General features: G+C 54.9%; 13 protein-coding genes. 1 reads left to right on the top strand and 12 read right to left on the bottom strand.

From position 1 onward, the window contains the following. Positions 1-42 precede the first annotated feature (42 nt). The 8 genes from AV656_RS00375 to AV656_RS00340 form a co-directional block, all read right to left on the bottom strand. Positions 43-537, bottom strand: a complete 495-nt coding sequence (locus AV656_RS00375) for a DUF948 domain-containing protein (protein WP_063177752.1) — start codon at positions 535-537, stop codon at positions 43-45. A gap of 285 nt (positions 538-822) precedes the next feature. Continuing rightward, positions 823-2,136 (bottom strand): UDP-N-acetylmuramate--L-alanine ligase, encoded by a 1,314-nt coding sequence (gene murC / locus AV656_RS00370; RefSeq protein ID WP_063177750.1) that lies wholly within the window; start codon positions 2,134-2,136, stop codon positions 823-825. A 115-nt stretch (positions 2,137-2,251) separates the two neighbouring features. After that, on the bottom strand, positions 2,252-5,041 hold the full coding sequence (locus AV656_RS00365) for a DNA translocase FtsK (RefSeq protein WP_082818539.1): 2,790 nt from the start codon (positions 5,039-5,041) through the stop codon (positions 2,252-2,254). Positions 5,042-5,239: 198 nt separating this feature from the next. After that, positions 5,240-5,845 (bottom strand): YtpR family tRNA-binding protein, encoded by a 606-nt coding sequence (gene ytpR, locus AV656_RS00360; protein ID WP_063177748.1) that lies wholly within the window; start codon positions 5,843-5,845, stop codon positions 5,240-5,242. Further along, on the bottom strand, positions 5,842-6,657 hold the full coding sequence (locus AV656_RS00355; RefSeq protein ID WP_063177746.1) for a DUF1444 domain-containing protein: 816 nt from the start codon (positions 6,655-6,657) through the stop codon (positions 5,842-5,844). Before AV656_RS00355 ends, ytpR begins: the two co-directional genes overlap by 4 nt. 41 nt (positions 6,658-6,698) lie before the next feature. Continuing rightward, on the bottom strand, positions 6,699-7,232 hold the full coding sequence (locus AV656_RS00350) for a hypothetical protein (protein ID WP_063177745.1): 534 nt from the start codon (positions 7,230-7,232) through the stop codon (positions 6,699-6,701). Between the two features lie 65 nt (positions 7,233-7,297). Next, on the bottom strand, positions 7,298-7,837 hold the full coding sequence (locus tag AV656_RS00345) for a DUF84 family protein (RefSeq protein WP_063177743.1): 540 nt from the start codon (positions 7,835-7,837) through the stop codon (positions 7,298-7,300). 61 nt (positions 7,838-7,898) lie between these two features. After that, a complete protein-coding gene (locus AV656_RS00340; RefSeq protein WP_063177741.1) occupies positions 7,899-8,972 on the bottom strand; it encodes a M42 family metallopeptidase in 1,074 nt (357 codons plus the stop codon). A 170-nt stretch (positions 8,973-9,142) separates the two neighbouring features. On the opposite strand from AV656_RS00340, the gene AV656_RS00335 reads away from it, so the two are divergent. Further along, on the top strand, positions 9,143-9,457 hold the full coding sequence (locus AV656_RS00335; RefSeq protein WP_063177739.1) for a PepSY domain-containing protein: 315 nt from the start codon (positions 9,143-9,145) through the stop codon (positions 9,455-9,457). A gap of 76 nt (positions 9,458-9,533) precedes the next feature. Here AV656_RS00335 and AV656_RS00330 read toward each other — a convergent pair whose 3' ends face one another. The 4 genes from AV656_RS00330 to dat all read right to left on the bottom strand — a co-directional run bounded on the left by AV656_RS00330 (position 9,534) and on the right by dat (position 12,904). After that, entirely contained in the window at positions 9,534-10,418 is an 885-nt protein-coding gene (locus tag AV656_RS00330; RefSeq protein WP_063177737.1) for a YtnP family quorum-quenching lactonase, read from the bottom strand. Between the two features lie 30 nt (positions 10,419-10,448). Beyond that, the gene (gene trmB, locus AV656_RS00325) at positions 10,449-11,102 is read right to left on the bottom strand and encodes a tRNA (guanosine(46)-N7)-methyltransferase TrmB (RefSeq protein WP_063177735.1); all 654 of its coding nucleotides are present in this window, start codon (positions 11,100-11,102) and stop codon (positions 10,449-10,451) included. Then, positions 11,086-11,970 carry a diacylglycerol/lipid kinase family protein gene (locus tag AV656_RS00320; protein ID WP_063177732.1) on the bottom strand — a complete coding sequence of 295 codons (885 nt, stop codon included), beginning with the start codon at positions 11,968-11,970 and terminating at the stop codon, positions 11,086-11,088. The genes trmB and AV656_RS00320 overlap by 17 nt, the downstream gene beginning before the upstream one ends. An 82-nt stretch (positions 11,971-12,052) precedes the next feature. Then, on the bottom strand, positions 12,053-12,904 hold the full coding sequence (gene dat / locus AV656_RS00315) for a D-amino-acid transaminase (RefSeq protein ID WP_063177730.1): 852 nt from the start codon (positions 12,902-12,904) through the stop codon (positions 12,053-12,055). Positions 12,905-12,919 lie beyond the last annotated feature (15 nt).

Raw genomic sequence — 12,919 nt, 5'->3', positions numbered from 1 at the left:
CTCCCTTATTGGAATAATGGTTTTGTAACAATCGGTGCCTGGTCAGGAATCGATTCTGCCTGGTTCCGGCAGGCGCCTCTGGGCCGGTACAGAATACCGGTTCCATCCGTCCTTATCCTTGCCGGTACCCGTACGTTCTTTCCATTTATCTCGTATTTCCATGACCACATTGCTCCACTGCACGACCTGTGCAATCTTTTCTTCATTGCGCTCCACTTCGGATGCGACGGAAGACGTGATCCTTCGTACGGAGGAATTGAGGTTTCCGACCGATTCGCCTACGCCCTGCACTGCCTGTACGACTGTATTGAGCTTTTGGCTCTTTTCCTGGATGTCTTCAGCAAGCAGATTCGTCTTGTGAAGCAATTCGGTCGATTCCTTCGTGAGCCCCTGAAGTTGGCCTTCAAGGCCGTCTACCGTGGAGGCGACGTTATTCAGCGTCTTTTTCACGGAGTTGAGGGTCACGGCCAGTGCGATGCATAAAATCAGAAAAGCAACGGCCGCTACAATCGCCGCGATGTACAACAAATTTTCCATGCCACTTCCTCCTATTCATGATGCCAGTTCCATACTAACGTTGTACCCCTGTCCTAAAGGGAATAAACGCTCCTTCCCCCTATTCAACATGCACCTTCGCGGTTCCTTCCTAAACACGGAATTTGCACATCAAAAATCAATAGCCGGAACTGTCCGAAACATATGCCCGGGCTGATGCTGCACCGGACATCTGCATCTGAACATCCATCATTTTGTTTTACATCAGTAAAAAAGCCATCGCTCCGGGCATCCGGAGCGATGGCTCTGACTGAAGCAGTTTCCTGTTCAGGCTGTTTTTCCATCCTTCACAAGCTCAGTGAAGGCTTTTTCATATTTCTGCACGTCACCGGCTCCCATAAACAGGAGGACTGCATTGTCATGTACGAGCAACTGATCGACTTCACCGTCATGGATTGCCCGGCTTCCTCCGATCTTCTCGGCCAAATCTTCCGCTTTCAGATCACCTTTCTGTTCGCGGGCCGACCCGAAGATTTCTGCAATATAAACGGCATCCGCTGTACTGAGACTCTCCGCGAATTCGTCCATGAACTTTGCCGTTCTGGTAAAGGTGTGCGGCTGGAAAATCGCCACAAGTTCCCGGCCGGGATACTTTTGGCGTGCTGATTGGATGGTTGCACGGATTTCGGTCGGATGATGTGCATAATCATCGATGATGACTCTGCTTCCGATCACCGATTCAGTAAACCGCCGCTTGACCCCGCCAAACGTGTCAAGCCGTTCCTGGATGATGTCCGCAGGAATGTTTTCGTATTTGCAGAGCGAAATGACGGAAAGTGCATTCAGCACGGCATGGTCGCCCGGCTGGGGCACATGGAATGTCTGATAGGCTTCGTTCCGGACCCTCACATCAAACGTTGTTCCCGTTTCGCTCCGTTGCAGGTTATGGGCGACAAAATCGTTTTCCGGCGAGAAACCGTAGTAGACGACCGGAACATTGGCCTGGATGCGCTGCAATTGTTCATCATCCCCGCAGGCAATGATGCATTTTTTCACTTTGTAGGCCATCTCCTGGAACGCAGCAAACACATCGTCGACATCGGCAAAGTAATCCGGATGGTCGAAATCGATGTTCGTCATGATTGCATAGTCGGGATCATAGGCAAGGAAATGGCGCTTGTATTCACATGCTTCGAGCGCAAAGAATTTCGCATCGGGATCTCCCTTCCCTGTCCCGTCCCCGATCAAATAAGACGTCGGGCCATATCCGGCCAGTACGTGGGCGAGAAGCCCGGTGGTCGATGTCTTGCCATGGGAACCGGTCACCGCAACCGAAACGAACGAATCAATGTAAGACCCGAGGAATTCATGGTAGCGGATGACATCCAGTCCCATTTCACGTGCTTTGATCAGTTCCGGATGGTCGTCCGGAAACGCATTGCCCGCGATGATGGTCAGTCCTTCGCGGATATTTTCCGCGTCAAACGGAAGGATCGGAATATTCCGTTCCTTCAGGGGTTCTTCAGTGAAGAAATATTTGTCGACATCAGAGCCTTGAACTTTATATCCGGTGTCATGCAGGATCTGCGCGAGAGAACTCATGCCCGATCCTTTGATTCCGGTGAAATGATAAACTGTCATGCTAAACCTCCCGGGATTGGAATCCCTGTATACGGCGCAGAATAGGCCATTATCCGATTATACCATCAAACGGGTGCCCTTCAGATGCACCATTTTCGTTATTTTTTCCATCCGTTCATATCGTATGCGCGGGTCCGTCCGGCTGTTCTGTGGCTGCCGCATCCTGGGTCAGATAGACGTCCCTGGGCTTGCTTCCCTTTTGCGGGGATACGAATCCCCTGTCTTCCAGCATATCGATCAGCCGTGCTGCACGATTGTAGCCGATGCTGAACTTCCGCTGCAGCATCGATGTCGAAGCGCTTCCGGCCTCCGCGATAAAACGGCAGGCGTCTTCGAACAGCGGATCTTCCGCTTCGTGGGACTCCGCCTTCTTGATCAGTTCTTCCTGGCGGAACAAGTAATCCGGCTCTCCCGAGCGCCGCACGTATTCCGTGACCCGCTCGATCTCATCATCGGTGACGAACGTCCCCTGCAGACGGGCGGGGGCGGACATGCCGTTTCCGAGATAGAGCATGTCCCCTTTTCCGAGAAGCCTCTCGGCCCCCGGCACGTCAATGATCGTACGGGAATCCACCTGTGAGGATACCGAGAAAGCGATCCTTGTCGGCACGTTCGCCTTGATCAGTCCGGTGATGACATCCACGGATGGCCGCTGTGTCGCGATCACCAGATGGATGCCGCAGGCCCGGGCTTTCTGTGCGATCCGGCAGATGGATTCCTCCACTTCGGCCGGCGCGACCATCATCAAGTCCGCCAGCTCGTCGATGACAATCAGGAGGTACGGCAGCTTCTTGCTGAACTCCCGGTGCTCCTCCGCTTTTTGATTGTATCTGGCAATGTCCCTCACGCCTCCGTGTGCAAACAGCTCATATCGCCTTTCCATCTCTTCCACTGCCCATTTCAGAGCGGCGTTCGCCGCCTTGACGTCAGTGATGACAGGACTGACAAGATGAGGGATCCGATTATACGGAGCGAGTTCGACCATTTTCGGGTCGATGAGCAGAAGCCTAAGCTCATCCGGCGTGGCCTTATAGAGAAGACTGGTCAGAATCGAATTGATGCAGACCGATTTCCCCGATCCGGTGGCACCTGCGATGAGTCCGTGCGGCATCTTTCTGAGATCGATGGTCGAAGGCCGGCCGGCAAGGTCCAGACCGAGCACCGCTTCAAGCGGAGAGTCCGACTCTTCGAATGCCTGGGAGCCGATCACTTCCGATATCCTGACCGGGCGGGAAACCCGGTTTGGAATTTCAATCCCGATTGAACTTTTTCCGGGAATCGGTGCCTGGATCCGGATATCTCTGGCTGCAAGCGCAAGCTTCAGGTCATCCTGAAGGTTCCGGATTTTGCTCACTTTCGTGCCGTGGCCGACCTTCAGCTCGAACTGTGTGACGGCAGGACCCTGGACCATGCCGATCACCTTGCTCTTTACCGAAAAGTAGGACAGCGCTTCTTCCAGTTTGGCCGCCTGGGATTCCATCCATTCCGCATCTTGCGATTTAACCTCGGGCTCAAGGAGGAATGCTCTGTCAGGGAAAACATAGTGCGGCGGCTGTTCTTCCGTATCGGACTCTGATTCGGGGATTTCTTCCGGGTATGCCGGAGCAGTCGGTTCTTCTTGGGTGATGCGGGAAGCCGCGGTCTCGCTGCTGACCTGAACACGCGGTTCTGCCGTTACCGGTTCGTTTTCGTGATCGGGTTCAACCGGCCTGCTTTCATTTGCCTCTTTGTACGGCTTTGGTCCGTCAGTCTGCCCGGCTGACGGTTTCAGCCCTTTCAGCCGCTCCAGCTGTTCCATTCGCTGGCGGTCGGATTTCAGCATGACGACATTGAACGGAGTGCCTGACTTCCGTTTCGGCTGGCGCTTTTCTGATTCGGAAACATCCGTCACCGACTCCTGCTCCGACCGTTCCGGCTCATCATTCAGCGTTTGCTGCGGCAATGCCGGAGCAGTTTTTTCCTGGTCCTTTTCCATCTCTTCCTGCATAGGTTCAGCTTGCCGGACCGCTGTCACTGAACCTTCGGCTTCCTGTTTTTGCACAGGAGGTTCCGGTTCGGAGGTCGCTGTAAGATCTGATACACGGGTGATGACAAGCTCTTCAGCAGGCTGTTGCTCCGCTGCAGCTTTTTCCATCGGTTCCTGCTCAGATTTAACGGGCAGGATATTTTCTTCCGGGCTTGTTTGTTTTTCTTTATCCTTCCCGGAATTCGGAAGCGGCAATTCGGTATCGGGCCGGTGCTGCTCGATCACTTCATCCGCACTGCGCCCTCCGCCATCCGTTTCACGCTCACGGATCAGATCGGCAAGTCCCGTTTCGGGAGACTCGACCTTCGCCGGCTCAACAGGCGGCGCCGGCGGTTTCATGTAGCCGTAGACCGGGGATGGGACGTCGGAAATCATAAACCCGCGCGCCCGCTTAGGCGGCCGGGGACGCTCATCCAGGGCGGGCTTGGCAGTCCGGGATAGCGTCCGGGAAGTTTCCTCCCAAGTCCTCGGCGGCTCCGGCTCACGACGTACTGGAGGTGCCGGAGAATAACGGTCCTCCCCCGTCCTCCAGCTTTCCTGTCCGCCATCCCGCAGGTGCTTCGGCAGCGGCAAGCGGCCGCCGGACGGAGCAAACGGCTCTCTGGACGTACGGTGTCCTTTCGGTGAAGATGGTGCCGGAAGCGGATTCGCTTCGAACGGATCAAAAGCAGTATGGTCCTCTCTTGGCGGTGGAGGTGCCGGGAGCGGGTCCCCTTCAATCATCTCTTGTTCATCAGGAATAAGCGGGAAGCGGAACTTCGGACGTCCGACATCCGTTTTTTCCACAGGCTCATTTCGTTCTATGTAATCGGTTTTTTCGAGTTCTTCCGTCTGTTCTTCTTCGGTGACTTTATTCAGAAGTCGTTTAAACCAGTTCAATAGATATCACTCTTTCCACGGGTCAATCACTTTATTCTATCAGCATGGAGGATTTCAATCAAACAGTCCCCTGGCCTGTATCTCGCACAGGCCGTCGTTAAAAAAACAGCAGCGGTTCCCGCGGACCTTCCTCTTGGAAGGCTGGCGGTCCCGCTGCTGATCAGTTTAAACGCTAATTCGGCCAATGAAAATAGTGCTTCAGAACCGGAATGGCTCACCGGGTGCCTGCTCGCCCCCGAGAACCAGGATCCCCTTTTCCTGGGGTGCATCCGGAAGGGCAAGTTCTTTCGCGGAACAGATCATGCCGGATGACGGCACTCCCCGGAGCTCGGCATCTTTGATGACCATCCCGGACGGCATGACTGCGCCCGGCTTGGCCACAACGACATGCTGGCCTTCCTCGACATTAGGTGCGCCGCAGACGATCTGCAGTGTCTCTGTGCCGACATCGACCTTGCAGACACTAAGTTTGTCCGCATTCGGATGCTTTTCTTTGGAAGTCACAAATCCGACGACGAACTTAGGAGAAAGATCCACGTCAAAGGAAAATTCCGCCCCGTTTTTCGTGAAGGCCTCTTTTAGCTGATCGAGAAACGCCTCATCCGCCTCAACCTTTCCCTGTCCTTCCGGCTTCACATATTCCGAAGCACGGAACAGGTTAAATCCGCTCACTTCACCTGATGCCGCATCACGTATGAGCGTGACATCTCCGAACGTTTCCGTTTTGATCTCTTCAGGTGTGTCCGGCACAAGCTGCACCATCAGCACATCGCCCACGCCTTGTGTGTTGTAAAATGCATTCATTCCTTTTCTTCCTTTCGTTCCGGCCGGTTTTTCGCAAGGATGAAAATCGGCTCGAGTTCTCCGTTGTCATAGATGAAGGACAGCGATGTCACCGGCACCCGCCCGACGGTGAAGTAGTGCATTGTCAGCTGGGCAAGGACATCGTAGCCCGTGTCATTACGGATGTCGCCGATGATGAGCACATCCTGATGGGGGACGGATACTGTCATGACCCCCTCAATCTTCTGTTCCATTTCTTTCAGGAAAGGTTCATTCAGGATCCGGCTTGCATCGTAGCCGTCATTGTTATTCACGAAATAATAAATATTCCCGGCGACTTCATCACGCTTTACATCGGTCGGAAGCTGCCTGACCCGGAACCGTGCAGATTCCTTCAGGGCCTGATCCGTCAGTCCGAGGCTATCCAGCATCGACTCATCAATCAGCCGGTAAGTTTGTCCCAGGTCGAGTGCATAGAATATCCGGGTTTCAGCCGTGTGATCCGTCGTGATAAACCGGTTGCCTTCTTTCGATTCCACCGGGAAAGAGGTGGAGCGGATGACCGGATAGATCCGGTCTTCACCGCTGAATCCTTCTTCCGCTTCGCGCTCCATCGCGGTGAAGGTCTCGTTGATCGTATAAACAGCTTCATCCAGAGCGGTGTCCGGATTGTTCTGGATTTTGGCGAGAAGCGGCGGAAGGCTCAGCTCCAGACCTTTTCCCAATGTCTGATGCTTCATCTTCAGCCGATTGTTCTGGCGGTCAAAGTCCCAGGAAAACCGGTCCTCTCCCAGCCGTTGCTTTAGCTCGCGCACCAATTCTGATGCTTTCATGGACGCTCCTCCCTTCCGGACAGGACGTCCCCTGTCCCGTTTTAGTCTGTTGCAACCGCTCCGTCTTCAAAATCGACAGAACGGACAATCTCCATCATAGCTTTCAGGTTTTTCTTGATATCTCCCTCTTCGGAAAGAGTCGTAATCTTCCGCCCGCCGCTTCCGGCGACCAGTTCGACACGTTCGCCGGAAACCGCAGTTGCTCCGGCGAAGCCAAACTTATCATGGCGTTCGAATGTGCCGGTTTGCAGGATCTCCTTGGCCGGATCTGCATAAAGAAGGTCATAGAACAGCCGGCTGTCCTTCCCTTCATTCGGATTGATGAACAGCACATAGGTATTGCCGCCCTTTTCGAGAACGATATTCTGTTCATCCGAACCTTCCTGCACCTCGAACCCAAACGGTTTATAAAAGCTGGCGTTTCCGACTTCAGTGTTCGCATTTCTTGCTGGATCCGCAAACACTTCGCCGGCTTCCTTTATACCTTCGGAAGTGCGTTCTTCGATCGTCGCCGAGCACCCGGCCAGCATCGCCGCCAGCGTGAATCCGGTGATCAGGCGAAGCCCCTTGCCCATTCTCGTTCCCCCGCTTCCGTATGTTCATCCTCATCATTCTAAAGTTGTTCCCGGCTGCTTGCAACTCACTGCCCCTGACGGCCACCGGCATCGCCTGCGGAAAACTTCCACTGTCCAGCGAGCAGCAGGACAATGTGAGCGAACATGTCGGGGCGGCCCACCATGCCCTCCGTGAAGACCCCGACCGCACCTCCGGTCTGCCGGATATCCGCTTTGGCTGTGTATGCTTCCATGACAGGGCCAAGTTCTTCGCCGCCCCGTACCGGCTCAGCCACTTCCTCCGGCAGCGGAATCTGCGCGCCGCCTGCTGTAAACACAGTACCGTCCGGAAGGGCGAGAGCCCCCCAGTTGCAGATAAAGAGCCGTCCGTCCAGTTCCTTCACCCCGCCCTCAAGGCCGATGGCAAAGTTATGGCTTCCGGCCTTCACTGCCGCCAGGGCCCGGTTTCTGGCACCAGTCATCGTCTCTGCATCGCCGATAGGCTGTGCCGCAACTCCCGAGTCAGTATCTGCGCCTGTCACCTCTGCTTGGATGCCGATCGATGCGAATGCATCCCGGACCGCACCGATCTTGGCCCGATTGGTCGAACCGACGATTATTTTCATGTATTCCCCTCCAGATTTCTTTTCGTATCCAAAAAAGAGGCCGTTTCGGCCTCTTCGGGATTTATGAGTTGCTGCGGATCGTCTCGACAGTTGTCCGGTCGAGCGAACGCACCAGCTTGACCAGAAGTTCACGCGCTGCTGCATAGTCGTCCGTATGGATGATCGATGCCGACGTATGGATATAACGCGAGCAGATACCGATAACCGCACTGGGAACGCCTTCATTGGCAGTATGGACACGTCCTGCATCGGTTCCCCCCTGCGAAATAAAGTATTGATACGGGATGCCGTTTGATTCCGCCGTATCCAGTACGAACTCACGCATTCCCCTGTGGGTCACCATCGAACGGTCAAAGATGCGGAGAAGGGTTCCTTTCCCGAGCTGTCCGAATTCATTTTTGTTGCCTGAAGCATCGTTTGCAGGGCTGGCGTCAAGTGCAAAGAACAGATCCGGATTGATCATATTTGCAGCCGCCTGAGCACCGCGGAGGCCGACTTCTTCCATGACATTCGCTCCGGAATATAGGGTGTTCGGCAGGTTTTCCCCCTTCACTTCCTTCAGCAGTTCGATTGCCAGTCCGCAGCCATACCGGTTATCCCATGCCTTCGCGAGAATCTTCTTCTCATTGGCCATTGGAGTGAACGGACAAACCGGTACAATCTGCTGGCCCGGGCGGATGCCGATCTTCCTGGCGTCCTCTTTGTCGTCGGCTCCGATATCTATCAGCATATTTTTGATATCCATCGGCTTGTTGCGTACCTCATCGCTCAGCAGATGCGGAGGAATCGATCCCACGACACCGATTACAGGCCCTTCATCAGTGATGATCTGCACCCGCTGGGCGAGCAGCACCTGGCTCCACCAGCCCCCGAGCGGCTGGAAACGGATCATGCCATTGTCCGTGATGGCGGATACCATGAACCCGACTTCATCCATATGGCCGGCCACCATGATCTTGGGAGACCCTTCACCGCCGTGACGGACGCCAAAAACCCCTCCGAGCCGGTCCTGGATTACTTCGTCCGAATATTTTTCAAGCTCTTGCCGCATATACTTCCTGACGGCGTGCTCATTGCCGGGCGCGCCGGGCAGTTCGGTCAGTGTCTTGAACATCGTCAACGTTTCATTTTGCATGGTTTGTGTCCCTCCCCTTCAGTCTGCTCTATTTTTTATTGTAGACGAAGGGGGCCGGGGTTTCCACAGATAATCTTTCGGACTCCGAAGAGGCTCTTGGATGAAACTTGCTCAACCGCCGCCCCGGTTGTTATACTTGGTGAAAATGCGGTCTACAGGAGGGAAATGGGATGAACGTTCGTGATTTTGCCATTGGAGCAGTTGCCGGCGCCGTGGCAGGCGCAGCCGTCGTGGAAGCAGTGAACCGCGCGGACCGCAATGTCTCGCCGGATAAAGTGCTTGAAGATGTAAAAGATGCATTCAAAAAAGAAGGTCCGATCGACGGGGCATGGATCGTCATGAAAACAGAACCGTTCCGCCAGAAAGCCGTTGAGATGGATGTATACCGGGGCGGCCTTTCCCGTGAAATCAACGGCTCCTATGAACAGTATGAATTCGCTGCGGATGCCAGGACGGGCACCGTCGTTGAACTTAACAAAATCTGAAACGAAAAAGACCATGCGGGAACCGCATGGCCAGGGCTGCAGACCGGCATGGGGTCTGCAGCTTTTTCATTTGGAATTATTTCTCCTGCTCGGCACCTGCCCGCACCGGCGCTTCGAAAGGAGTGCGCTCCAGGCTGTCGGTGATTTCCTTGCCGCTTTTGTCCCACTGGATCATACGGTAGACGGCATCGTGATAGAAAATGAACCGGTACCCGTTCTCGAGCGCTTCTTTCATGAGGCGCTCTTTTGAATAGATGGAATCCATCGGGTAATCATCGAACGCCATGACCCACAGCGGGTTCTGGTGTGCATGGGTCGGCATCAGGTCCGCCATATGGATCAGCGTCTCCCCATTTTTCGTGATCTTGATAATCGCGTGGCCGGCGCTGTGGCCGCCAGTGTGGACCATCTCGATTCCAGGGACGACTTCGACCTGTTCTTCAAAAGTCTTTACCTGGCCCTGGACAGGCTCCCAGTTTTCCCGGAAGTATGTATTCCGCGAACGGATATTGGGCTCGCGCATCTCATCCCATTCAATCCGCGACACATGGATTTTTGCATTCGGAAAAACGGATGCGTACCCGTCTCCTTCGCGGCGTGTGAGCCCGGCAGCATGATCGTTGTGCAGATGCGTCATGAGGATGATGTCAATATCCGCAGTCGTCAGACCGAGTTCCCCGAGGCTCTCTTCAATCCTCGACTCCCGGGTAACGCCAAGGTTCCGGATCTGCTTTTCCGTCAATTTCCCCGATCCGAGCCCTGCTTCGATCAGGATGTTTTTCCCGTGCGTGCGCACGAGAATCGGCTCCGTGGCCAGTGGGATTTTGTTGTCCCCGTCCACTTCATACTTCCTCGACCAAAGCACCTTCGGCACCGGTCCGAACATCGCGCCCCCGTCCAGCCGGTTGAATCCCCCGTCCAGCCAAGTCAGTTCAATTCCGTGAAATTGATAGTTGTCCATCATCGTTTCCCCCTTTTCATGCTAACTTGCTTACTTCCCTTCGTTCCTGAATGCGGCTTCCAGCCGGTAGATCGGCTGGCCCTTGGAGGAGAACTTCTCCTCGTACTCCGTCATGATGTTCCATTCCGGCTTGTCCGCATGCAGATCGAGCGATACATCCGCCAGCCGCATGCCATAGTCCGTCATGTTCATGAGGGAATACTCGAACAGTCCGCGGTTGTCCGTCTTGAAATGTACTTCTCCTTCCGGAGGCAGAATCCTTTCATAGCGGCCGAGAAAATTGTCGTGGGTCAGCCTGCGCTTCGCATGGCGCGCCTTCGGCCACGGATCGGAGAAATTCAGATAAACGCGGCCGACCTCGCCGTTGGCGAAAATATCCTCCAGCCGCTCCGCGTTGATATTCAGCAGCCGAAGATTAGCGGGCTTGCCAGCTTCGTCCGCCAGCTGGACCGCCGTCACGATGATGTCACGGAACATCTCAATGCCGATATAGTTGATGTCGGGATTGGCTTCTGCCATCCCGGTGATAAACCGGCCCTTTCCGGTGCCGACCTCAATATGGATCGGATGATTGTTGCCGAATTCCTCTGCCCAGCGGCCTTTAAGCCGTTCAGGCTCCTGGATGACCACATCCGGATGTTCATTGATATACGTTTCCGCCCATGGTTTATGGCGTGCTCTCATGTTTGATCCCTAACCTTCCTGTTCGTTGTTGTCCCGCAAGCCGCCACGCCGCCGGCCGGACCGTAAACACGACCGGGCTTCCCGGTTCCGTATCGCCGGCGACTTCGCCATCGGTATGCAGCGGCACTTCGCGGTCCGCCTTCAGGGAAAACGAGCGGCCCTGTCTGCAGTCCACTTCCCTGAAGGCTGTATGGGCACCGAAAAACACACTTCCGAAGACCAGCAGCAGCTTCACTCGGGAAAGCCGGCTGATGACCGTGAGTTCGATAAGACCATCTGCCGGATCGGACAGAGGCGAGATTTTCATGCCGCCTCCGTAATATGGCTGGTTGCTGACGGTGGCAAACCAGACGTCCCGGTAATTCATCCGTTCTCCGTCAGCCGTCACTTCCAGGCTGAATGTCCTGAATGCGAACAGCGCCCGCACTGTATAAAGAGCGTAGACAAACTTGCCCAGTCCTAGCCGATTCAGAAACGGCTTCAGTGTAGAATTGCCGGTTCCTCTTGAAATCTCTGCGTCAAAACCGATTCCGGAACTGTTGACAAAAATGGCGCCATCCTTAAAATCTGCTTCACCCACGTCCAGAGCGGCGGTGTCATGCCTGCCGGCCAGATACGCCCCGCCGTCGTCCGCGGTCCCGAAAGAATAAAATCCGCGGCCGAAGTCGTTCCCGGAGCCGGCACCCACCGAGCCTACCACAACATGTTCCGCACCGGCGGCACCCGCGATGATTTCATGGACAGTGCCGTCACCTCCGAATGCAATGAGAAGGACTTTCTCCTTCCTGTGATGTGCGGCAAAGCCCCGGGCGATTGCCATCGCATGCCCGGGGCCTTCTGTCATGAATTCCTGATAGGGAAATGCCACCGTCTTTCTGAATGCCGCCCACCGCCCAAGGGCTTTTCAGCCCCTTGCGGCAGGATTGACAATGAAGATCGCCTTCATCCGGTCAGCGTGTCGCGATTGGCTCCGGCAGCTTCGCGTCAAAAGCCTCCATAAGCCGCTTGGTGACCGGTCCCGGGCTTCCGTCACCGATCTTGCGGCCATCAATCTCACTTACCGGCAGGATGCCGTTCGTCGTCGAGGACAAGAAGAACTCATCCATCGAGTAAACATCCTCAAGCGCCATCGGTTCCTCTTTGACAAGCTGTCCGATTTCTTCACAACACTGCATGATAACGCGGCGCGTGATCCCGTTCAGAATGAAGTTCGAGACCGGATGAGTGTGGATCACCCCGTCCTTCACACCGAACATATTCGAGGATGAGCCTTCCGTCACCGTTCCTTCCCGATGAAGAAGGGCTTCGGTGCAGCCTGCTTCATAGGCTTCCTGTTTGGCCATGACATTGGCTAGAAGATTGAGGCTCTTGATATCGCAGCGGAGCCAGCGGATGTCTGCCACAGACTTGAGCTTGGCAGGCTCAGCAGCAGGGGCATCATCCGGATAGGATTTTGTGTAGGCCGTGATGACGGGAGCAACGCCCTCGCCCGGGAACTGGTGAACACGCGGTGCAGCCCCGCGTGTGGCCTGGATGTACACATGGCCTTCCTTCACACCATTGTCCGCGACGAGACGGGTCAGTTTCTCAATCATCTCTTCCGGACCGTACGGGAGCTCCATCCGGATTTTTGCCGCTGACTCAAATAGCCGCCCGATATGCTCTTCCGCGGTAAACATGGCGCCGCCGTATACACGAATCACTTCATAAACGCCGTCCCCAAAGTAGTAGCCGCGGTCTTCAATCGAAACGGTCACTTCATCGTCTTTCACAAAGCGGTCATTCATCAGATACATGGACATGTTTTTTAATCCTTC

It is taken from the genome of Bhargavaea cecembensis (assembly GCF_001619585.1).
Taxonomy (GTDB): Bacteria; Bacillota; Bacilli; order Bacillales_A; family Planococcaceae; genus Bhargavaea; species Bhargavaea cecembensis_A.
This window is presented reverse-complemented; position numbering and strand designations above follow the sequence as displayed.

What these genes read in the sequence shown, in the direction of transcription:
- ytpR (WP_063177748.1), bottom strand. Translation starts at nt 5,845, where the DNA reads ATGAATGCATTTTACAACACACAAGGCGTGGGCGATGTGCTGATGGTG.
- AV656_RS00345 (WP_063177743.1), bottom strand. Translation starts at nt 7,837, where the DNA reads ATGAAAATAATCGTCGGTTCGACCAATCGGGCCAAGATCGGTGCGGTC.
- AV656_RS00340 (WP_063177741.1), bottom strand. Translation starts at nt 8,972, where the DNA reads ATGCAAAATGAAACGTTGACGATGTTCAAGACACTGACCGAACTGCCC.
- dat (WP_063177730.1), bottom strand. Translation starts at nt 12,904, where the DNA reads ATGTCCATGTATCTGATGAATGACCGCTTTGTGAAAGACGATGAAGTG.
- AV656_RS00330 (WP_063177737.1), bottom strand. Translation starts at nt 10,418, where the DNA reads ATGGACAACTATCAATTTCACGGAATTGAACTGACTTGGCTGGACGGG.
- AV656_RS00375 (WP_063177752.1), bottom strand. Translation starts at nt 537, where the DNA reads ATGGAAAATTTGTTGTACATCGCGGCGATTGTAGCGGCCGTTGCTTTT.
- murC (WP_063177750.1), bottom strand. Translation starts at nt 2,136, where the DNA reads ATGACAGTTTATCATTTCACCGGAATCAAAGGATCGGGCATGAGTTCT.
- AV656_RS00350 (WP_063177745.1), bottom strand. Translation starts at nt 7,232, where the DNA reads ATGGGCAAGGGGCTTCGCCTGATCACCGGATTCACGCTGGCGGCGATG.
- AV656_RS00335 (WP_063177739.1), top strand. Translation starts at nt 9,143, where the DNA reads ATGAACGTTCGTGATTTTGCCATTGGAGCAGTTGCCGGCGCCGTGGCA.
- trmB (WP_063177735.1), bottom strand. Translation starts at nt 11,102, where the DNA reads ATGAGAGCACGCCATAAACCATGGGCGGAAACGTATATCAATGAACAT.
- AV656_RS00355 (WP_063177746.1), bottom strand. Translation starts at nt 6,657, where the DNA reads ATGAAAGCATCAGAATTGGTGCGCGAGCTAAAGCAACGGCTGGGAGAG.